The organism is Mycobacterium hackensackense, from assembly GCF_025822555.1.
GTDB classification, from domain to species: Bacteria; Actinomycetota; Actinomycetes; order Mycobacteriales; family Mycobacteriaceae; genus Mycobacterium; species Mycobacterium fluoranthenivorans.
This window is the reverse complement of record NZ_JACKUC010000031.1, coordinates 548,665-568,672: the sequence shown is the minus strand read 5'-3', so window position 1 is coordinate 568,672 and position 20,008 is coordinate 548,665. Positions and strand designations below refer to the sequence as shown.

Here is a 20,008-nt window from a genome sequence, read left to right as displayed (position 1 = left end):
ACGCTGCACGGCGCCCGCCCAGGAGAGTGCCCTGCAGGAGGAGTTTGCGCGATGAGCAACGTGCCGTTGGATGCGGCGGGGCTGCCCCAGAAATTGAACGGCGTCGACACACTGCTGCACCGCGGGGAGGCGAATCCACGTACCCGGTCGGGCATCATGGGCGTCGAACTGCTTGACGTCACCCCTGATTGGGAGCAATTCCGCGCCGTGTTCGAGCAGGCGTCGCGCAAGGTTCTGCGGTTGCGTCAGAAAGTGGTGATGCCGACGCTGCCGACGGCGTCCCCGCGCTGGGTGGTCGATCCCGACTTCAACTTGGACTTCCATGTGCGCCGGGTGCGCGCCCCCGAACCCGGCACCCTGCGTCAGGTTCTCGACCTGGCCGAGGTCGCGCTGCAGACACCGATGGACATCACTCGGCCGTTGTGGACCGCGACCCTTGTCGAGGGCTTGGCCGACGGCCGGGCCGCCACCATCCTGCACCTGAGCCACGCCGTCGCCGACGGGGTCGGCACCGTCGAGATGTTCGCCAACATCTACAACCTGGAACGCGACACCCCGATCGGCGAGCTTGCGCCCCTGCCTATTCCACAGGATCTCTCCGCCAACGAACTGATGAAGATGGGCATCAACCGGCTGCCCCTCAAGATCACCAACAGTGTGCTGGGCCTCCTCGGCGGTGCGGTGCACGCGGTGACCAACGTCGTACGCGATCCGGCCGCCACGGTCAGTGGCGTCGTGGACTATGCGTTGTCGACCGCCCGGGTATCCCGACCGGTGGCCGATCATTCGCCGCTGTTGCGCCGCCGCAGCCTGGCCTCGCGCAGCGAGGCCATCGACATGGTCTTCTCCGACTTCCATCGGGCCGCCAAGGCTGCCGGCGGTTCCATCAATGACGCGTACCTGGCCGGGTTGTGCGGGGCGCTTCGGCATTATCACGAGGCCAAGGGCATCCCGATCGACAGTCTGCCGATGGCGGTCCCGGTGAACCTGCGCGTCGACGACGATCCTGCCGGCGGAAATCGTTTTGCCGGAATCAATCTCGCGGCACCGGTCGGTATCGCCGATCCCGGACGGCGGATCGCGGCGATCCGCTCACAGATGACCACCAAGCGCGAGGAACGTGCCATGGACATGGTGGGCACCTTGGCGCCGTTCGTCAGCTTTCTGCCCGACGCCGTCCTCGAATCGGCGGCCGGCTCGGTGGTGAACTCCGATGTGCAGGCCAGCAATGTGCCGGTGTATCCCGGCGATACCTTTATCGCCGGGGCAAAGGTGCTGCGGCACTACGGACTCGGCCCACTGCCGGGAGTCGCGATGATGACGGTGCTGGTGTCGCGCGGCGGCTTCGTCACCGTCACCACCCGTTACGACCGGGCCGCCGTCGTCGACGACGCCTTGTGGGCCGACTGCCTGCTCCGGGGCTTCGATGAGATCCTGGCCCTCGGCGGGGAGGGCCGCGCCGTGGCGGCGTCGTTCACAGCACCTGAAACCGCCTCATCACATGGAGGTGCCGCGCAATGAGTTCGGCGAACGACGCGCGCCTGCCGGGCACGGTCGCCGAGATCGAGGCCAGCCCGCCCGGGCCCGAGGTCGGCGCGTTCTTCGATCTGGACGGCACGCTGGTGGCCGGGTTCACCGGTGTGCTGATGACCCAGGACCGGCTGCGCCGCGGCCAGATGAGTGTCGGCGAGTTCATCGGCATGGTGCAGGCGGGGCTCAACCATCAACTGGGGCGCTCGGAGTTCGAGGACCTGATCGGCAAGGGTGCCCGGATGCTGCACGGCAACTCGTTGTCGGATCTGGACGAATTGGGGGAGCGGCTGTTCGTCCAGCACGTCCGCGACCGGATGTACCCCGAGATGCGCGCGATGGTGCGGGCTCACATGGCCCGCGGACACACCGTGGTGCTGAGTTCCTCGGCGCTGACCGTGCAGGTCGAGCCGGTGGCCCGGTTTCTGGGCATCGACAACGTGCTGTGCAACAAGTTCGAGGTGGACGACGAGGGGCTGATCACCGGTGAGGTGCAGCAGCCCATCATCTGGGGTTCCGGGAAAGCCCATGCGGTGCAGCGGTTCTCCGCGGAGAACGGGGTCGACCTGGCGCAGAGCTACTTCTACGCCGACGGCGACGAGGATGTCGCGCTGATGTACGTGGTCGGTAACCCGCGCCCGACCAACCCCGCGGGCAAGCTGGCCGCGGTCGCCCGAAAGCGCGGCTGGCCCGTCCTGAAGTTCAGCAGCCGCAGCGGCAGCAACCCGGTCGCGCAACTGCGCACCCTGGCCGGACTGGCGACCATCCCGACGGTCGCCGCGGGTGCGCTCGGGCGGGGGCTGCTCACCCGCAACAAGCGCGCGGGGGTGAACTTCTTCACCTCGAACTGGAGCAAGTTGCTGATGCTGACCATCGGGATCGAGATCAACGTGCTGGGCGAGGAGAACCTCACCGCGCAGCGGCCCGCGGTGTTCCTCTTCAACCACCGCAACCAGGCCGACCCGTTCATCGCCGGCCGGTTGGTGCGGGAGAACTTCACCAGCGTGGGCAAGAAGGAGCTGGAACGCAACCCGGTGATGGGGCCGATCGGCAAGGTGATGGATGCAGCGTTCATCGACCGCGATGACACCCAGGCCGCGGTGGAAGGCCTGCGCAAGGTGGAAGAGCTTGCCAAGAAAGGTCTTTCGATCATGATCGCGCCGGAGGGCACCCGGCTGGACACCACCGAGGTCGGCCCGTTCAAGAAGGGGCCGTTCCGTATTGCGATGGCCGCGGGCATCCCGATCGTGCCGATCGTGATCCGCAACGCCGAGGTCATCGCCGCCCGCGACTCCGCCACTTTCAACGCGGGCACCGTCGACGTCGCGGTGTTCCCGCCGATCTCGACCGACGACTGGACCCACGACAATCTGTCCGAGCGGATCGCCGAGGTCCGCCAGCTCTACCTCGACACGCTGGCAGCCTGGCCGCGTGACCAGCTCCCGGAGGTTCCGCTGTACAAGCGGGGTGCCGATACGCCGAAGCCCGCCCCGGAGGACCGTTCATGACCAGGCTCTCGGGCGATATCGACAGTTTCAAGCCGACCGACGACACCCTGGTGCTCGCCTCCGTCGGCTCGCCGGCCGAGCAGGAGTTGCTCAAGGACTGGTTGCTGCAGCAGCGCCGGGACCGCCCGGACGCCCGCGTCGAGGTGCTGCACCTGCCCGACTCCGACGATCCGCCCCCGACGGTGCTGGCCCAGCTGGTCGAGAAGCTGTCGGCCGACCCGGACCGGTCGGTGGTTCCGGTGCGGGTGTTCTGGATCCCCGGCGGGCTGCCCACCCGGTCCAAGGTGGTCTCGCTGATCTCCGGCCGCGACACCTACCGCCCGCCCGAACTGCTGCAGCGGCGCATCCTGCGCAAGGACCCGTCCCGCGCGCGGGTGGTGGCCGGTGAACCGGCGAAGGTGTCCGAGCTGCACCAGCATTGGAACGACCACACCACCGCCGAGAACCCCCGCGAATTCGCCCGTTTCGTCATCCGCCGGGCCATCCTGGCCATCGAGCGGGTCGAGCTGCGGCTGTTGGGTCCGGAGTACAAGTCGCCGCGGCTGGTGAAGCCGGAGATGCTGGCCTCGGCCCGCTTTCGCGAGGGACTGGACAAGATTCCCGGTGCCACGATCGAAGACGCCGGCGCCATGCTGGATGAGCTGTCCACGGGGTGGAGTCGGTTCTCCGTCGACCTCATCCCGACCTTGGGCCGGGCCATCTTCAGCCGCGGGTTCGACCCCAACATCGACTACGACCGCGAAGAGATCGAGGCGATGCGGGGATCGCTGGAGATCCATCCGGCCGTGCTGCTGTTCTCGCACCGCTCCTATCTGGACGGGGTGATCGTGCCGGTTGCCATGCAGGAGAACCGGTTACCGCCGGTGCACACCTTCGCGGGCATCAACCTGTCGTTCGGATTCATGGGCCCGATCTTCCGGCATTCCGGTGTCATCTTCCTGCGCCGCAAGCTCGACGATCCGCTGTACAAGTACGTGCTGCGCCAGTTCGTCGGGTACATCGTCGAGAAACGCTTCAATCTCAACTGGTCCATCGAGGGCACTCGGTCGCGCACCGGAAAGATGTTGCCGCCCAAGCTCGGTCTGCTGTCCTACGTCGCCGACGCCTATCTCGACGGTCGCAGCGAGGACATCCTGCTGCAGCCGGTGTCCATCAGCTTCGACCAGTTGCACGAGACACAGGAGTACGCGGCCTACGCACGCGGCGGCGAGAAGACCCCCGAAGGGGTGAGCTGGCTCTACAACTTCGTCAAGGCCCAGGGCGAACGCAATTACGGCAAGATCTACGTCCGCTTCCCCGAGGCGGTGTCGATGCGCCAGTACCTCGGCGAGCCGGGCGGGCCTATCGGTTCCGACCCGAATGCCAAACGGTTGGCCATGCAAAAGATGGCCTTCGAGGTGGCCTGGCGTATCCAGCAGGTCACCCCGGTCAACGCCACCGGCTTGGTGTCGGCGCTGCTGCTGACCTCGCGCGGGGTGGCACTGACGCTGGGCCAGTTGCACCGGACGTTCCAGGACTCACTTGATTACCTGGAGCGCAAGGGAATTCCGATGACCAACAGCACCCTGCGGTTGCGCACCGTGGACGGGGTGCGGGCCGCCGTCGACGCGTTGTCCGGGGGGCATCCGGTCACCCGGATCGACGGGGGGAGGGAGCCGGTATGGCGGATCGCGCCGGAGAACGAGCACGAGGCGGCGTTCTACCGCAACACCCTGATCGCGTCGTTCCTGGAAACCTCGATCATCGAACTGGCGCTGGCGCACGCGGCCCGTGCCGAGTCCGACCATTTGGACGTGTTCTGGGCGCAGACGGCGCGCCTGCGCGATCTGCTGAAGTTCGACTTCTACTTTGCCGACTCGGCCACCTTCCGGGACAACCTGACCAAGGAGATGTCGTGGACGCAGGACTGGGAGGAGCAGATCGTCTCGGGCCGTGAAGGCATCGAGGCACTGCTGCGGGCCAAGCGACCGCTGCTCGGCTCGGCGATGTTGCGCCCGTTCGTCGAGGCCTACGAGATCGTCGCGGACGTGCTGCGCGACGCACCCGCCGAGATCTCCGAGAAGGAACTGACCAAACTGGCCCTCGGAGTCGGCGCGCAGCAGGTGGCCCAGGGCAAGGTCCGCAGCAACGAGTCGGTGTCGGCACTGCTGTTCGCGACCGCCCGGCAGGTGGTGGCCGACCAGAAGTTGCTGGGTCGCGCGCCGGACCTGTCGCAGCGGCGTAGTGCCTTCCTCGCCGAGCTGCGGGACATCCTCACCGATATGGACACCGTCGAGGCCGGATCCGTTGCCCAGTTCGTCGAGCGTGAGCGAGCAGCCCGACAGGCAGCGAACGCCTGAAGGCGACCCCATACGCTTGACCGATGACGACCACGGCGCCACGGGTGCACACGGGCACCGTATGGCCCGTTCTGTTCGGCGTCGCGGTGCTGGCCGGCGCCGTGGCGGCCGGGTTGGGCGGGCTGTCGCTGGCCGACGCCCTGACCGCGACCGGCCTCCCGGATCCGGGACCGGTCACCACCTACGGGCTGCCCTTCGTCCGCGCGGCAGGGGAGATCGCTGCCGCCGTCGCCGTCGGCTCGTTCCTGCTGGCCGCGTTCCTGGTGCCGCCGCAGTCCAGTGGCGTGCTGGACGTGGCGGGCTATCGCGCGCTGCGCACCGGCACCGTGGCCTCCGGGATCTGGACGGTGTCCGCCGTGCTGCTGGTGCCGCTGACGGTGTCCGATATCACCGGTCAGCCGCTGGCCAGCAGACTCAGCGTGGCCGATATCTGGTCGGTGGCCGGCCTGGTGGAGACCGCGGGGACCTGGCGTTGGACGGCCCTGTTCGCCGCGATCGTGACCGTCGTGAGCATCCCGGTGCTGCGCTGGTCGTGGACCCCGTTGCTGTGCGCCGGGTCGGTCTTCACCCTGGTGCCGCTGGCGCTGTCGGGGCACTCGTCGGCCGGTGGTTCGCACGACCTGGCCACCAACAGCCTGTTCATCCACCTGGTCGCCGGGGTGGTGTGGGCAGGCGGGTTGCTGGCGGTGTGGGCGCTGGCCTTCCGCGGCGGGGCGCACACCGATCTGGCCGCACGGAGGTTCTCGGCGATCGCCCTGTGGTGCTTCGTGGCCATGGGATTCTCGGGCGTCATCAACGCCTTTGTCCGGGTCCGGCCGGCTGAGCTGCTGCACAGCAGCTACGGCTGGCTGATCGTCGGCAAAGTGGTGGCACTGCTCGTGCTCGGGGTGCTCGGATTTCTGCAGCGCCGCCGCGCGGTCGGCGCGTTGGCCGCCGATCCGGAGAACCGGCGCCCGCTGATCCAGCTGGCGCTGGTCGAGTCGCTGGTATTCGGTCTCACCTTCGGTATCGCCGTCGCGCTGGGCCGCACCCCGCCACCGCCGCCGCCGGTGTTCAACCCGTCGGTCACCGCGGTGCAGATCGGTTACGACCTGGCCGGGCCGCCGACGGTGGCGCGGATTCTGTTCGACTGGCGCTTCGACCTGATCTTCGGGACCGCCGCGATCCTGTTCGCCGCGGTGTACGTGGCGGGTGTCGTCCGGCTGCGGCGGCGGGGCGATGCGTGGCCGATGGGGCGGACCGCCGCCTGGTTGTGCGGGTGCGCGGTGCTGCTGTTCGCGACGTCGTCGGGGCTGGGCCGCTACATGCCGGCCATGTTCAGCATGCACATGGGCGCCCACATGCTCCTGTCGATGCTCTCGCCGGTGCTGCTGGTGTTGGGGGCGCCGGTGACCTTGGCGCTGCGTGCGCTGCCGGCCGCCGGACGCGACGCCCCGCCGGGCATGCGTGAGTGGCTGTTGGCCGCGCTGCACAGCCGGGTGTCGCTGGTGCTAACCAACCCGTTCGTCGCCACGGCGCTGTTCGTCGGGGGTTTCTACGGGCTGTACTTCGGCGGGATCTTCGACGCCGTCGCCGGTATCCACGCCGCGCACGTCGCGATGAACCTGCATTTCCTGCTGTCGGGCTATCTGTTCTACTGGGTGGTCATCGGGATCGACCCGACACCACGGCCCATCCCGCCGCTGGCCAAGCTCGGTGTGGTGTTCGGGTCGCTGCCGCTGCATGCGTTCTTCGGTGTGGTGTTGATGGGCACGCAGACGGTGATGGCCGAGGGGTTCTACAAGTCACTGCAGCTCTACTGGCATACCGATCTCCTGGGCGATCAGCGTCTGGGCGGCGGTATCGCCTGGTCGGCCGGTGAGGTGCCGCTGGTGCTGGTGATGCTCGCGCTGCTGATCCAGTGGCGGCGCAGCGACAACCGCACTGCCACCCGGCTGGACCGCGCCGCCGACCGCGATGACGACGCCGATCTGGCCGCCTATAACGCGATGCTGTCCAAGCTGGCCGAACGCGAGCAGCACCAGGGTTAGGTCGCCGTGCCGCGCGGCGGGTGCAGACCCGCCCGTATCGCGGGCGTGCCGCGCTCAGGACCCGTAGTTCACCGTGATGGTGCCGTCCCGGTTCACCCCGGTCTTCGGGGCCGGGTCCTGCTGCACCACCTTGTTGCGTTTGTCGCTGCCGGCGTCGATATCGGGTCCCTTCTGGAAGGCGCCGGTGAAACCTTGGGCCTGCAGCGACTGCAGCGCGTCACCGTAGAACAGCCCCCGCAGATCCGGCATCTCGAATTGATTGCCTCGTGACACTTTCAGCGTGATCGGCGCGTCCGCGTCCACCGATGCGCCCGCCGCCGGGTCGGTGCTCGCCACCTGACCCACCGGCAGCGTGCCGTCGGTGTCCGCTTTGAGGATGGTGGTGAAACCCGCGGTGTTGAGGTTCTGGGTGGCCTGATCGACCGTCTGCCCGGTCACGTCGGGCACGGTCCGAGTCGCCGGCCCGGAACCGACGAGGATGACGATCTCGTTGCTGGTCGCCGAATCCTGCTGAGCGGCCGGTATGGTCCCGACCACCTTGTCCAACTCGGAGGCTTTGGACGCCTGCGTCATGCGCCGCACGCTGTCGAAGCCGGCATCGTGCAGTTTCTGCACCGCATCGTCATAGGTCAGGGTGGCGACGTCCGGGATGCGGCGCTGCTCCGGTCCGGTCGAGACGTTCACGGTGATATCGCTGCCCGACGAGACGGAGCCGCCGGCCGCCGGGTCGGTGCCGATCACCCGACCCGCCTCGACCGAGCCGTCCGGCTTGGTGTCCACGTGCGGGGTCAGGCCGCGGTCCTGTAACTGGGTGAGGGCATCCTGGCGGGTCAAACCGTGCACATCGGGCACCGATACGCGGTTCATGGTGCCCACGACGAAGACGCCGGCGATCACCAGCAGGGTCACGGCCGCGACTGCACCGGCGATCAACCAGCGCCGCGACCCACTACGGCGTTCCTGGACGGGCATTTGCAAGGTATGCGGCTGCGGGTCGATATCCACCGGGGACCGGTCGGTGTCGTCCGCCGGCAACGTCGCCGGCGCCTCCGGAGCGTTGCCGCGGCTGACCCGCATCAGGTCGGCATGGAAGGCGGCCGCGCTCTGATACCGGTTCTCCGGTTTCTTGGCCAGCGCCTTGAGCACCACGGCGTCGATTTCGGCGGAGATACCCGGGTGCCGCTGGGACGGCGGGATCGGCCGCTCCCGGACGTGCTGATAGGCCACTGCCAGCGGGGTGTCACCGCTGAAGAGTGCCTGTCCGGTCAGCATTTCGTAGAGCACGCAGCCCAAGGAGTACACGTCGGTGCGGGCGTCGACCTCATGGCCGCGGGCCTGCTCGGGGGAGAAGTACTGCGCGGTGCCCACCACCGCCGAGGTCGCGGTCAGCCGGTCCCCGGTGGTGGCGTTCATGGCGTGCGCGATGCCGAAGTCCATCACCTTCACCGCGCCGGTCGGGGTGATCATGATGTTGGCCGGTTTGATGTCGCGGTGCACGATGCCACGGCGGTGGCTGAACTCCAGCGCCGTGCACACCTCGCCGATGATCGAGATCGCGCGTTGCGGTGCCATCGCACCGTGGCGCGCGATCAGTTTGCCGACGGTGAGCCCCTCGACGAATTCCATCACCAGGAACGGCAGCGTCCCGTTCGGCGTCTGCGCCTCACCGGTGTCCAGAATCGCCACGATCGAGGGGTGGTTGAGCGCCGCGGTGTGCTTGGCCTCCCGCCGGAACCGCTGGTAGAAGCTTGGGTCGCGGACCAGGTCGGCGCGCAGGATCTTGATCGCGACGTCGCGGTGCAGGCGGATATCCCGGGCCCGGTGCACCTCCGACATGCCACCGAAGCCCAGGATCTCGCCCAGCTCGTAGCGGTCGGTGAACTGCTGCGGCACGGTCATCGCGTCATCCCGCTCACGGCAGTTCCCTTAGATCCCACACCATTGATCTTCTCTCAACACGCAAACGGCGGGTCCGACACCCCTTCTTAGCCGAGCCTTCTTAGCCGAGGGGACAACCGGACCCGCCGCGCGAACTTGTCAGCTCTGGGCGGGCAGCGCCTCGGTATCGGCGTCGCTGGACCGCCGCTTGGGGACGTACGGCAGGAACTGGTAGTCCCCGCGCGGGTAGACCACCTGGGGCCACCAGAACCACCGGCCCAGCATCGTGGCGATGGACGGCATCAGCAGCGACCGCACGATGAAGGTGTCGATCAGCAGGCCGATGGCGATCGTCGACCCCATCTGGGCCAACACGATCAGCTTGCTCGCCATCATGCCGGCCATGGTGGCGGCGAACACCAGCCCGGCCGAGGTGACCACCCCGCCGGTGCCCGCCATGGACCGGATAATGCCGGTCTTGAGGCCGGCGTGGATCTCGTCCTTGAACCGGGAGACCAGCAGCAGGTTGTAGTCCGAGCCGACCGCCAACAGGATGATGACCGACATCAGCATCACCAGCCAGTGCACCGGCATCCCGAACAGGTCCTGCCACAGCAGCACCGAGATGCCGAAGGACGCGGCGATCGAACTGCCCGCGGTCAGGACGATGGTCAGTGCGGCCACCGCGCTGCGCGTCAGGATGAGCATGATCATGAAGATCAGCGTCAGCGCCGACACGACCGCGATCATCAGGTCGTAGCGGGCGCCGTCGGACATGTCCTTGTAGGTCGCCGCGACACCACCGAGGTAGATCTTGGCGTCCGACAGCGAGGACATCTTCAGCGCTTCCTGCGCCGCCTTGCGTTCCGAATCGACCCGGGCGATGCCGTCCACGGTCGCCGGGTCGGTCTGATGGGTGATGAACATGCGGGCGGACTTACCGTCCGGGGACAGGAACATCTTCAACCCGCGCTCGAAGTCCGGGTTCTGGAAGGCCTCCGGAGGCAGGTAGAACAGATCGTCGTTCTTGGCGGTGTCGAAGGCGGCGCCCATCGACAAGGCGGTGTCGTTCATCGCCTGCATCTGATCGATCAGCGCCTTCTGCGAGTTGTACGACGCCAGTGACAGATCCCTGCTGGTCTCCATCGACGCGATCGTCTGCGGCAGCAGCGCGGTCAGCTTCGGCGCCAACTCCGCCAGCTGGTCGGTGTTGACCTGCACGTCGCCGGTCTTGTCGGTCACCTCGTCGACCGAATCGAGCGCATCGAAGACCGAGCGGGTGGCGGCACACATCGGGATGTCGAAGCAGTGCGGCTCCCAGTAGAAATAGTTGCGCAGGGGCCGGAACTGATCATCGAAGTTCGCGATGTTGTCCCGCAGCTTCTCGGTGATCGCGAGCAACTCCCGCGACTTCGCATCCGAATCGACGGTGAGCTTCGTCTGTTGCAGGGAGAGCTGGTACTGCTCCTTCATGATGGCGATGGAGGTGTTGGTCGCATCGATCATCTTGAGCTGGTCGTCCAGCTGCTTGCGCTGGAACGGCAGATTCATGTTGCTGGTCTGACCCGAGATACTGGTCTGGAACGGAATCGAGCTGTGCTGGATGGGGATTCCCAGCGGCCGGGTGATGTTCTGCACCATCGCGATGCCCTCGGCGTGCATCACATTGCTCGAAATCTTGTTCAGCACAAGCATATCGGCGGGATTGCGCATGTCATGGTCGGATTCGACCATGAGGATGTCGGGGTTCATCCGGGCCTGGCTGAAATGCCGGTCGGCGGCGGCGAAGCCGACATTGACCGGGGCGTCTTTGGGGAGGTAGTACCGGTCGTTGTAGGCCGGCTTGTAGCCGGGGATGGCCACGATGCCGATCAGCACGACGAACAAGCTGGCCACGAAAATCGGTGCGGGCCAGCGCACGACCGCGGTGCCGACCTTCCGCCAGAACTTGCTCTGCGGGGGCCGCTTGGACTCGTAGAGCCCGACGCGGCTGCCGAGGTAGAGCACCGCGGGCCCGAGCGTCACCGCGATCAGGACCACCACGATCATGCCGATCGCGACCGGTGCGCCCATCGTGGCGAAGTAGGGCAGCCGGCAGAAGCTCAGGCAGTAGGTCGCGCCCGCGATCGTCAGTCCGGAACCGACGATCACCGGTGCGACCGACTTGAAGGTGGCGTAGTAGGAGTCGTCCTTGTCCAGGCCCAGGCCGCGATCCTCGCGGTAGCGGCCGAAGATGAAGATGCCGTAGTCGGTGGCCGCGGCGATCGCCAGCATGGTCAGGATGTTGCCGGCGAACGTGGTCAGCCCGAACACATTGTGGGTGGCCAGTACCGACACCACGCCGCGCGCGGTGAGCAGACCGAGGAAGGTCAGGAACAACTGGATCAGCGTGGTCCTGATCGAGCGGTAGACCACCAACAGCATGCCCGCGATCGCGACGAGGGTGATCAACGTGATCTCGGCCAGGCTCGCGTTGCCGATGACGTGCATGTCGTCGGTCAGTGCGGCGGGACCCGCGACATAGGCCTGCACCCCGGGCGGGGCCTGGGTGTCCTCGATGGCCTTGCGGACCGCATCGACGCCCTCGTTGGCCAGCGTCATGCCCTGCTCGCCGGCCAGGTTGATCATCACGTAGGAGGCCTTGCCGTCGGCGCTCTGCGCTCCGGCCGCGGTCAGCGTGTCACCCCAGAAGTCCTGGATGTGCTGGATGTGCTCGGGGTCCTGCTCCAGCTTGTGGATGATCTCGTCGTAGTACTTGTGCGCGTCCGGACCGAGTGGCTGCTGGCCCTCGACGACGACCATGACGGTGCTGTTGGAGTTGAACTCCTTGAAGTTGGAGCCCATCAACTTCATCGCCTGCATCGAGGGGGCGTCCTCGGGCGCCATCGGTGCGGCGTGCAGCTCGCCGACCACCTCGAGCTGGGGTGCGATGACGTTCACCAGGACGGCGATCGCGATCCAGAACAGGATGATCGGCCACGCCAGGATGCGGATCAGGTGCGGGACGACGGGCCGCTTCGGCGTGCCGGTGGGTGCGGCGGTGGTGGCAGTGGTCATGCGGATTTCACCAGGCAGTAGGTCTGGGCGTTGACGCCATCGGCTGATTGCTCCTCACGGACGGTGCCGTTGACGGTGACGCGGCAACCGATGTGGTCGCTGCTGCGTTCACTGTCGCTGCGGGCCATCAGATTCGCGCTGACCGTCGGCAACGTGGTGGACAAGGTGACCGACCAGGGCAGCGGAGCGCTGACCGAGTGCACGTTGGCGTCCGGGTCGAAATAGCTGATCTCGGCGGAGCTACCGGGGGGCCCGTAGACCTCGTACAACACGACCTTCGGGTTGAACTGGACGATCTCGATACCGGCTCCGGCGTTGGCGTTCAGGTCCTCTGATCCGAACATCTTGTGCAGTCGCGAGACCACCAGCCCGGAGATGGCCAACACCACGATGAGGACCACCGGAATCCAGATCTTCTTCAGCCAGTTGCCGACTGGAACTGATTTCACCCCAACACCTTTCACCCCGTCAATTGATTGCGGCGCCGCTGCCGCGAAGTCCTGTGTCAGTGGCGCGCGGCGTCGTTCGGCTCCGACGGCGTATCCGCGGCTGCCACCAGCCTGGCCAGGATCGGAACGGCGACGTTGGCGGCCAGCAACAGTGCGCTGCACTCCTCGGCCGACAACGTCTCCAGAAACCCGGCCAGACGCTCCCGGCGCAGCCGTCTGCGATCGTCGAGCATTGCCCGGCCCTGGTCGGTGATCCCGATCAGGCAGGCTCTGCCGTCCTCGGGGTCGGGAACCCGGGTGACGAGGTCGGCGCGTTCCAGTCGTTGCATCAGCTGTGTCATGGACGGCTGGCTGACGCCCTCTTTGGCCGCGAGGCTGGTCAGCCGCAGCGGTCCCTCCCGGGAGAGCCGGTTGATCGCGAACGCGGCCGACACGCTGAGGTCGACGCGGTCGGAGAGGAATCGGGCCGTCAGGTCGGTGGCCAGATCGACCAGCTCGCCCACGCTTTCGCGCGCAAGATCGCCGGGCGGCTGTTGCTTCACAACGTATCTATATCACGAAGCTTATCTAACTGATAGCCGAAACTTCGCCCGGACCTGTGAGTTTCCTGGATATCGAAGCGTTGTGGAGACGATTCAATGCCGTGCGTGATGCAATCCGCCGCCGCGGGTCAGCGCACGAGTCGCTCTGCGATGCCCGCGTACAGCTCGCCGAGCTTGTTCGCGTCGGAGTGCTTCTTGGAGGGGAACCATCGGCAGACGTCGACGCACAGGGAGGAGATCGCCATGACGATCTCCTCGACGCTGTCGACATCGAATTCGCCGGCGCGGATGCCGCCGGCGATGATGTCGGTCAAGACTGCGGTCGCCTCATGTCGCAGGGGTGCGATCTTGCGGTAGTGGGCCGCGGTGAGTCCGTGCAATTCGTACTGCACCACGCGGGCCTGCTTGTGGTTCTCCGCATGCCAGCGCGCGAACGCGGCGACGACCGCCCGGAGCCGCTCGGTGAAGTTCGGCGTGGACGGATCTGCGTGCTTGAGGGCGGCCAGCAGGCTGCTGTGGCCCTCCAGGGCGATGGCGAAGAGCAGCTCTTCTTTCGACCGGTAGTGGGGGTACATGGCCGTCGCGCTCATGTTCAGGCGTTTGGCGATCTGCCGGGTGGAGCTACCGCCATATCCCGACTCTGCGAACGCCTCGATCGCGGCCCGTCGCATGCGTTCTGCCGCAGCTGAATCCGCAGGTCGGTCGATGGCCATGACGGTGGGTGATCTTACACACAATTGACACCGAGGGCGATGACGACGCAATATTAGCGAGCGCTCATTTAATGAGCGATCGCTAACTTCTGGTCGATCCGAAAGGCTGCCCATGGCCGACTTCCTCTCGCGGCGTGACGTCGACTTCCTGCTGCACGAATGGCTGGATGTCACCGCGTTGACCAAGCGCGACCATTTCGCCGAACACTCCAGGGACACCTTCGATGCCGTGCTGGACCTGTCGGCCGATATTGCGTCGAAATGCTTTGCCCCGCATAACAAGAAGGGCGATCAGACGCAGCCCGTCGTGGGGGCCGACGGCAAGGTCGCGCTGATCGACGAGATCAAGACCGCCCTGGACGCCTTCAGCGCCGCGGGGTTGATGGCGGGCCCGTTCGACGAGGCGATCGGCGGGATGCAATTGCCGACGGTCGTCTCCCAGGCGGCGCTGGCATTCCAGCGGGCGGCCAATCCCAGTACGACGGCCTACGCCTTCTTGACCATGGGTAATGCCAATCTGCTGGCCGAGTACGGCTCACCGGAGCAGATCGACACATGGGTACGCCCGATGCTGGAGGGCCGCTTCTTCGGCACGATGTGCCTATCGGAACCCGAGGCCGGGTCCTCGTTGGCGGACATCACCACCAAAGCCCTCCCCATGGCCGACGGCACCTACCGGGTGACGGGCACCAAGATGTGGATCACCGGTGGCGATCACGAGTTGACCGAGAACATCGTCCATCTGGTGCTTGCCAAAGCGCCCGGGGGAGGTCCGGGCGTGAAAGGCATCTCCTTGTTCATCGTCCCGAAATTCCTGACGGACGGTACGCGCAACGATGTGGCGCTGGTGAGCCTGAACCACAAGATGGGCAACCACGCCACGACGAACGCGCTGCTCAACTTCGGCGATGGTTCCCACCCGGTCGGTGACGGTGAGGGTGCCGTCGGCTATCTGGTCGGCGAAGAGCACCGGGGTCTGGCGTACATGTTCCACATGATGAACGAGGCCCGGATGGCAGTGGGCCTGCAGGCGACCGCCACCGGCTACGCCGGCTATCTGGCGTCGCTGGAGTACGCCAAGCAGCGCACCCAGGGTCGGCCGGTCGGCAACAAGGATGCGGCGGTGCGACCCGTGGCGCTCATCGAACACGCAGACGTCAAGCGAATGTTGCTGGCGCAGAAGTCCTATGTCGAGGGCGGATTGGCGCTGGGCCTGTACTGCTCGAACCTGGTGGACGAGGCGCGCACCGGAGCCGACGGCGACCGCGAGCGGGCGAACCTGCTGCTCGAAGTCCTGACGCCCATCGCCAAGAGCTGGCCTTCCCAATGGTGCCTGGAGGCCAACAGCCTGGCGATCCAGATCCACGGCGGATACGGCTACACCACCGAATTCGATGTCGAGCAGTACTACCGCGACAACCGCCTGAACGCCATTCACGAAGGCACCCACGGCATCCACGGGCTGGACCTGCTCGGCCGCAAGGTCGTCATGCAGGACGGGGCCGGTCTGGCGCTGTTGGTCGAACGGATCAACGAGACCATCGCCAAGGCCGAGAGCACCGACTACGCCGCCGCGCAGGCAGCTGACCTACGGCGTGCCGTGCAGCGTCTCCAGGAGGTCACCGCGATCCTCTGGTCGGCGGACGACCTTGCCACCACCCTGGCGAACTCGACGGTGTACCTGGAGGCCACCGGCCACGTCGTGATGGCCTGGCTGTGGTTGGAACTACTCCTCGCCGCCAGCGACAACCAGGGCAGCTTCTACGACGGGAAACGTGCTGCGGCGCAGTACTTCTTCACCTACGAACTACCCAAGGTGGGTCCGCAATTCGATCTGCTGGCTGCGCTGGACCGCGTCTCCGTCGACGCTCGGCCCGACTGGTTCTGAGCCGCGCTGCTAGACCGCTCCGGCCGCGATGGCTCTGTCAGACCGCTCCGGCCGCGATGGCTCTGCTAGACCGCTCCGGCCGCGATGGCCGAAGGCCAGCTGCCGTACTCGCTGATATCCGGCCCCGTGGCGGCCGAGGCATCCGCGGCGAAGGCGGTACGCCAGCTGCCGTCGCCGAATTCGACCTTGCCCAACTGCATGGGTGCCGGCAGCGCGGCCAGGAAACGACCGAGTGCGGCGGGGGAGAGCAGCCACCGATGACCCAGCAGGGCCGCACCAGCACTGCCCTCGGGAACCCGGGTGATGGCCGGCTTGGGCGGGGTGGTCGGCAGCACCGTCATCCGGTACCGCGGCGCCGTCGTCAGCTCGCCGGCCCAGCGGGCGCCCAGATCGGTGAGCTGCCACACCAGCGGTCCGCCGCGCAGATGCGCGCCGAACACCACCAGCTCGGTGTGGTCGGCCACCGCCAGTGGCCACACCTGTTGCGGCGCTTCCACATCCGCCGCAAGGGCAGCGATATCCAGGGCGACGGCATCGTCGAAGGCACGCGCCAGCACGGTCACACCGAACTGCGCGTCGCCGGCGGTGCCCGTGGGCACGGAGACACCGCACAGATCGAACAGATTGCAGAAGTTGGTGTAGGTGCCCATGGTCGAATTCACCCCGACCGGGTCGGCGGCCACCTCGTCCAGGGTCGGGTGCAGCGGCGCGGTGGGCACCAGCAACGCGTCTGCTCCCTGCAGGGAGGCCATCGCCACGGCGCGTAACCGGGCCACCTCGCGGCGGTCGGCGATCAGCCGGTGCGCCGGGATGTCACGGGCTCCGGTGACGATGCGCGCCACCGTCGGATCCAGCTCGGCGTCGGGGTGGCCGTCGATGAATTCGCCCACCGCGGCGTATCTTTCGGAGACCAGTGCACCGTCGTAGAGCAGCCGGGCGGCGGCCAGGAACGGTTCGATGTCGACGATGACGATCTGCGCGCCTGCCTTCTCCAAGGTCTGCACCGCGGCGGCGAAGGCGGCCTGCCAGGTCTCGTCGAGAGCGGGCAGCGTCGAGGGCACGGCGACAACAGGATTCGGTGGCGCCGCCACGCGAACGTCGGCCGGCCAGGCGCGGTCTCCGGCGGCGGCCATCGCCGCCATCGCCGTGTTGGCCTGGTTCAGGTCGCGGGCGAAGATCGTCACGCAGTCATAGGACTCGCACGCGGGCACGACGCCGTCGGTGCTGATCACGCCCAGCGTCGGCTTGATGCCGACGATGCCCTGCAACCCGGCCGGGACCCGGCCCGACCCGGCGGTGTCGGTGCCGATCGCGATATCGGCCTGCCCGGAGGCGACCGCCGCCGCCGAACCCGAACTGGAGCCGCCGCTGATGTAGGCGGGCCGGCGAGTGTCGGATACCGCGCCGTACGGGGAGCGCGTGCCGACCAGGCCGGTGGCGAACTGATCGAGGTTGGTCTTGCCGACGACCACCGCGCCGGCCGCGCGCAGGGCGGCCACCGCCGGCGCGTCGGACTCGGGCTGATACGAGAACTGCGGGCAGGCCGCGGTGGTGGGCAGGCCTGCGGCGTCGACGTTGTCCTTCACGGCCAGCCGCACCCCGGCGAGCGCACCGCCGGCCGCGCGGCTGGCGGCCAGATCGGCGTCGATATCGGCATCCGGGCGTCGGCTGATCCACACAGTCATGCGCCAAACCCTAGGGCCCGGTTATCCACAGTGCCGGATTGATCCACAGGTGGTGGTCCCGATCGCGGCGTCGGGTGACGGTCTGTCGGTGCCCGGCGGGTCAATGGATGCACAGGCCGGCGGCGAGCACATCACTGCCGGCGCGGAATGAAATGACCGAAAGGCAATGCCATGTTCGAGACACCGTTTTCCGTGGTCGGCACCGTCATCACCGACCCCGTGCCGCGTCGCGTCGGCGACCAGGACTTCACCCGGTTCCGGGTGGCCAGCAACTCGCGCAGGCGCACCGCGGAGGGCTCCTGGGAACCGGGTAACTCGCTCTACCTCACCGTGAACTGCTGGGGCCGGGTGGCCGAGGGGGTGACCGGCGCCCTGTTCAAGGGGGACCCGGTGGTGGTCGTCGGGCACATCTACACCAACGAATACGACGACAAGGAGGGCAATCGCCGATCCTCCGTCGAGGTGCGCGCCACCTCGGTCGGACCGGACCTGTCCCGGTGCCGGATCAAGATCGACCCGTCCAGGCGGGTCCCGGAACCGGCGGCGGCCTCCGAGTCCGGCGCCGATGAGGGCCCGGAGGAGGCCGATGAGCACACCCGCAACTCGGGCGAGCTGCCGATCTCCGCGTAGCGCGGTATTCGTCCTTGCCTAGGATGGTGTCGCGAGACTTTGGCGAACGAAAGGCAAGACGACGGCAATGGCCGAATTCATCTACACAATGCGGAAGGTCCGCAAGGCGCACGGCGACAAGGTCATCCTTGACGACGTCACCCTGAACTTCCTTCCCGGTGCGAAGATCGGCGTCGTCGGCCCCAACGGGGCTGGTAAGTCGAGTGTCCTGAAGATCATGGCCGGTATCGACCAGCCCAACAACGGCGACGCCTTCCTGGCTCCCGGCGCGTCTGTCGGCATCCTCATGCAGGAGCCGCAGCTCGACGAGACCAAGACCGTTCGCGAGAACGTCGAGGAGGGCGTCGCCGTCAAGGCCAAGCTCAACCGGTACAACGAGGTCGCCGAACTGATGGCCACCGACTACACCGATGAGCTCATGGACGAGATGGGCCAGCTGCAGGAGGAGCTGGACGCCGCCGACGCCTGGGATATCGACTCCCAGCTCGAGCAGGCCATGGACGCGCTGCGTTGCCCCCCGCCGGATGAGCCGGTCACCCACCTGTCCGGTGGCGAGAAGCGCCGCGTCGCCCTGTGCAAGCTGCTGCTGTCCAAGCCGGACCTGCTGCTGCTCGATGAGCCCACCAACCACCTCGACGCCGAGAGCGTGCTGTGGCTGGAACAGCATCTCGCCGACTACAAGGGCGCGATCCTGGCCGTCACCCACGACCGTTACTTCCTGGACAACGTCGCCGAGTGGATCCTCGAGCTCGACCGCGGCCGCGCCTACCCGTACGAGGGCAACTACTCCACCTACCTGGAGAAGAAGGCCGAGCGCCTGGAGGTCCAGGGCAAGAAGGACCAGAAGCTGCAGCGGCGGCTGAAGGAAGAGCTCGCCTGGGTGCGCTCGGGTGCCAAGGCCCGCCAGGCCAAGAGCAAGGCCCGGCTGGGACGCTACGAAGAGATGGCGGCCGAGGCGGAGAAGACCCGCAAGCTCGACTTCGAGGAGATCCAGATCCCGGCACCGCCGCGGCTGGGCAACCTCGTGGTCGAGGTCAGCCATCTGGACAAGGGCTTCGACGGCCGTGTCCTCATCAAGGACCTGTCCTTCACCTTGCCGCGTAACGGCATCGTCGGCGTGATCGGCCCCAACGGCGTCGGCAAGACGACCCTGTTCAAGACCATCGTCGGTCTCGAGCAGCCCGACAGCGGTGAGGTCAAGGTCGGCGAGACGGTCAAGCTCAGTTACGTCGACCAGAACCGCGGCGGTATCGACCCGAAGAAGAACGTGTGGCAGGTCGTCTCCGACGGCCTCGACTACATCGAGGTCGGCCAGAACGAGATCCCGTCGCGGGCCTACGTGTCCGCATTCGGGTTCAAGGGCCCCGATCAGCAGAAGCCCGCGGGGGTGCTCTCCGGTGGTGAGCGCAACCGTCTGAACCTGGCGCTGACCCTCAAAGAGGGCGGCAACCTGATCCTGCTCGACGAGCCGACCAACGACCTCGACGTGGAGACGCTGAGCTCGCTGGAGAACGCCCTGGAGCAGTTCCCCGGTTGCGCGGTGGTGATCTCCCACGATCGCTGGTTCCTGGACCGCACCTGCACGCACATCCTGGCGTGGGAGGGCGACGACGACAACGAGGCGAAGTGGTTCTGGTTCGAGGGCAACTTCGGTGCCTACGAGGAGAACAAGATCCAGCGTCTCGGCGCCGACGCGGCCCGGCCGCACCGGGTCACCCACCGCAGGCTCACCCGCGACTGATCCGGCGGGGCAGGGACA

General features: G+C 67.0%; 13 protein-coding genes. 7 read left to right on the top strand and 6 right to left on the bottom strand.

Annotation, left to right across the window (positions count from 1 at the left end; genetic code table 11):
• Positions 1-51 precede the first annotated feature (51 nt).
• From H7J86_RS22760 to H7J86_RS22745, 4 genes are read left to right on the top strand one after another with little or no spacing between them, the layout of a single operon-like run.
• Positions 52-1,521, top strand: a complete 1,470-nt coding sequence (locus tag H7J86_RS22760; RefSeq protein WP_090353228.1) for a wax ester/triacylglycerol synthase family O-acyltransferase — start codon at positions 52-54, stop codon at positions 1,519-1,521.
• Complete coding sequence (locus tag H7J86_RS22755; protein ID WP_267293615.1) at positions 1,518-3,038, top strand: HAD-IB family hydrolase; 1,521 nt, start codon at positions 1,518-1,520, stop codon at positions 3,036-3,038. Before H7J86_RS22760 ends, H7J86_RS22755 begins: the two co-directional genes overlap by 4 nt.
• A complete protein-coding gene (locus H7J86_RS22750; protein WP_187096333.1) occupies positions 3,035-5,377 on the top strand; it encodes a glycerol-3-phosphate 1-O-acyltransferase in 2,343 nt (780 codons plus the stop codon). The genes H7J86_RS22755 and H7J86_RS22750 overlap by 4 nt, the downstream gene beginning before the upstream one ends.
• Before the next feature lie 23 nt (positions 5,378-5,400).
• Positions 5,401-7,407 carry a bifunctional copper resistance protein CopD/cytochrome c oxidase assembly protein gene (locus H7J86_RS22745; RefSeq protein ID WP_090353233.1) on the top strand — a complete coding sequence of 669 codons (2,007 nt, stop codon included), beginning with the start codon at positions 5,401-5,403 and terminating at the stop codon, positions 7,405-7,407.
• Positions 7,408-7,461: 54 nt separating this feature from the next.
• Here H7J86_RS22745 and pknB read toward each other — a convergent pair whose 3' ends face one another.
• The 5 genes from pknB to H7J86_RS22720 all read right to left on the bottom strand — a co-directional run bounded on the left by pknB (position 7,462) and on the right by H7J86_RS22720 (position 14,046).
• The gene (pknB, locus tag H7J86_RS22740) at positions 7,462-9,306 is read right to left on the bottom strand and encodes a Stk1 family PASTA domain-containing Ser/Thr kinase (protein ID WP_267293613.1); all 1,845 of its coding nucleotides are present in this window, start codon (positions 9,304-9,306) and stop codon (positions 7,462-7,464) included.
• Between the two features lie 138 nt (positions 9,307-9,444).
• The gene (locus H7J86_RS22735; protein WP_267293611.1) at positions 9,445-12,342 is read right to left on the bottom strand and encodes an MMPL/RND family transporter; all 2,898 of its coding nucleotides are present in this window, start codon (positions 12,340-12,342) and stop codon (positions 9,445-9,447) included.
• Positions 12,339-12,791, bottom strand: a complete 453-nt coding sequence (locus tag H7J86_RS22730; protein WP_090353237.1) for an MmpS family transport accessory protein — start codon at positions 12,789-12,791, stop codon at positions 12,339-12,341. The genes H7J86_RS22735 and H7J86_RS22730 overlap by 4 nt, the downstream gene beginning before the upstream one ends.
• 56 nt (positions 12,792-12,847) lie before the next feature.
• Positions 12,848-13,333 carry a MarR family winged helix-turn-helix transcriptional regulator gene (locus H7J86_RS22725; RefSeq protein WP_235632636.1) on the bottom strand — a complete coding sequence of 162 codons (486 nt, stop codon included), beginning with the start codon at positions 13,331-13,333 and terminating at the stop codon, positions 12,848-12,850.
• 128 nt (positions 13,334-13,461) lie between these two features.
• The gene (locus H7J86_RS22720) at positions 13,462-14,046 is read right to left on the bottom strand and encodes a TetR/AcrR family transcriptional regulator (RefSeq protein WP_090353239.1); all 585 of its coding nucleotides are present in this window, start codon (positions 14,044-14,046) and stop codon (positions 13,462-13,464) included.
• 112 nt (positions 14,047-14,158) lie between these two features.
• Here H7J86_RS22720 and H7J86_RS22715 point away from each other — a divergent pair, with 112 nt between their 5' ends.
• Positions 14,159-15,934 (top strand): acyl-CoA dehydrogenase, encoded by a 1,776-nt coding sequence (locus H7J86_RS22715; RefSeq protein WP_267293609.1) that lies wholly within the window; start codon positions 14,159-14,161, stop codon positions 15,932-15,934.
• 65 nt (positions 15,935-15,999) lie between these two features.
• Here H7J86_RS22715 and atzF read toward each other — a convergent pair whose 3' ends face one another.
• Positions 16,000-17,619 carry an allophanate hydrolase gene (gene atzF / locus H7J86_RS22710; RefSeq protein ID WP_267293607.1) on the bottom strand — a complete coding sequence of 540 codons (1,620 nt, stop codon included), beginning with the start codon at positions 17,617-17,619 and terminating at the stop codon, positions 16,000-16,002.
• A gap of 171 nt (positions 17,620-17,790) precedes the next feature.
• Between atzF and H7J86_RS22705 the strand changes: the two genes are divergently transcribed.
• Together H7J86_RS22705 and ettA are read left to right on the top strand one after the other, a co-directional pair.
• A complete protein-coding gene (locus H7J86_RS22705) occupies positions 17,791-18,249 on the top strand; it encodes a single-stranded DNA-binding protein (RefSeq protein ID WP_090353244.1) in 459 nt (152 codons plus the stop codon).
• Positions 18,250-18,316: 67 nt separating this feature from the next.
• Positions 18,317-19,990 carry an energy-dependent translational throttle protein EttA gene (gene ettA / locus H7J86_RS22700; RefSeq protein WP_187096327.1) on the top strand — a complete coding sequence of 558 codons (1,674 nt, stop codon included), beginning with the start codon at positions 18,317-18,319 and terminating at the stop codon, positions 19,988-19,990.
• The last annotated feature ends 18 nt before the right edge of the window (positions 19,991-20,008 follow it).

Excerpts from the sequence above, each read along its gene's own strand:
- H7J86_RS22750 (WP_187096333.1), top strand. The coding sequence starts at position 3,035 with ATGACCAGGCTCTCGGGCGATATCGACAGTTTCAAGCCGACCGACGAC.
- H7J86_RS22715 (WP_267293609.1), top strand. The coding sequence starts at position 14,159 with ATGGCCGACTTCCTCTCGCGGCGTGACGTCGACTTCCTGCTGCACGAA.
- ettA (WP_187096327.1), top strand. The coding sequence starts at position 18,317 with ATGGCCGAATTCATCTACACAATGCGGAAGGTCCGCAAGGCGCACGGC.
- pknB (WP_267293613.1), bottom strand. The coding sequence starts at position 9,306 with ATGACCGTGCCGCAGCAGTTCACCGACCGCTACGAGCTGGGCGAGATC.
- H7J86_RS22720 (WP_090353239.1), bottom strand. The coding sequence starts at position 14,046 with ATGGCCATCGACCGACCTGCGGATTCAGCTGCGGCAGAACGCATGCGA.
- atzF (WP_267293607.1), bottom strand. The coding sequence starts at position 17,619 with ATGACTGTGTGGATCAGCCGACGCCCGGATGCCGATATCGACGCCGAT.
- H7J86_RS22755 (WP_267293615.1), top strand. The coding sequence starts at position 1,518 with ATGAGTTCGGCGAACGACGCGCGCCTGCCGGGCACGGTCGCCGAGATC.
- H7J86_RS22760 (WP_090353228.1), top strand. The coding sequence starts at position 52 with ATGAGCAACGTGCCGTTGGATGCGGCGGGGCTGCCCCAGAAATTGAAC.
- H7J86_RS22735 (WP_267293611.1), bottom strand. The coding sequence starts at position 12,342 with ATGACCACTGCCACCACCGCCGCACCCACCGGCACGCCGAAGCGGCCC.
- H7J86_RS22745 (WP_090353233.1), top strand. The coding sequence starts at position 5,401 with ATGACGACCACGGCGCCACGGGTGCACACGGGCACCGTATGGCCCGTT.
- H7J86_RS22705 (WP_090353244.1), top strand. The coding sequence starts at position 17,791 with ATGTTCGAGACACCGTTTTCCGTGGTCGGCACCGTCATCACCGACCCC.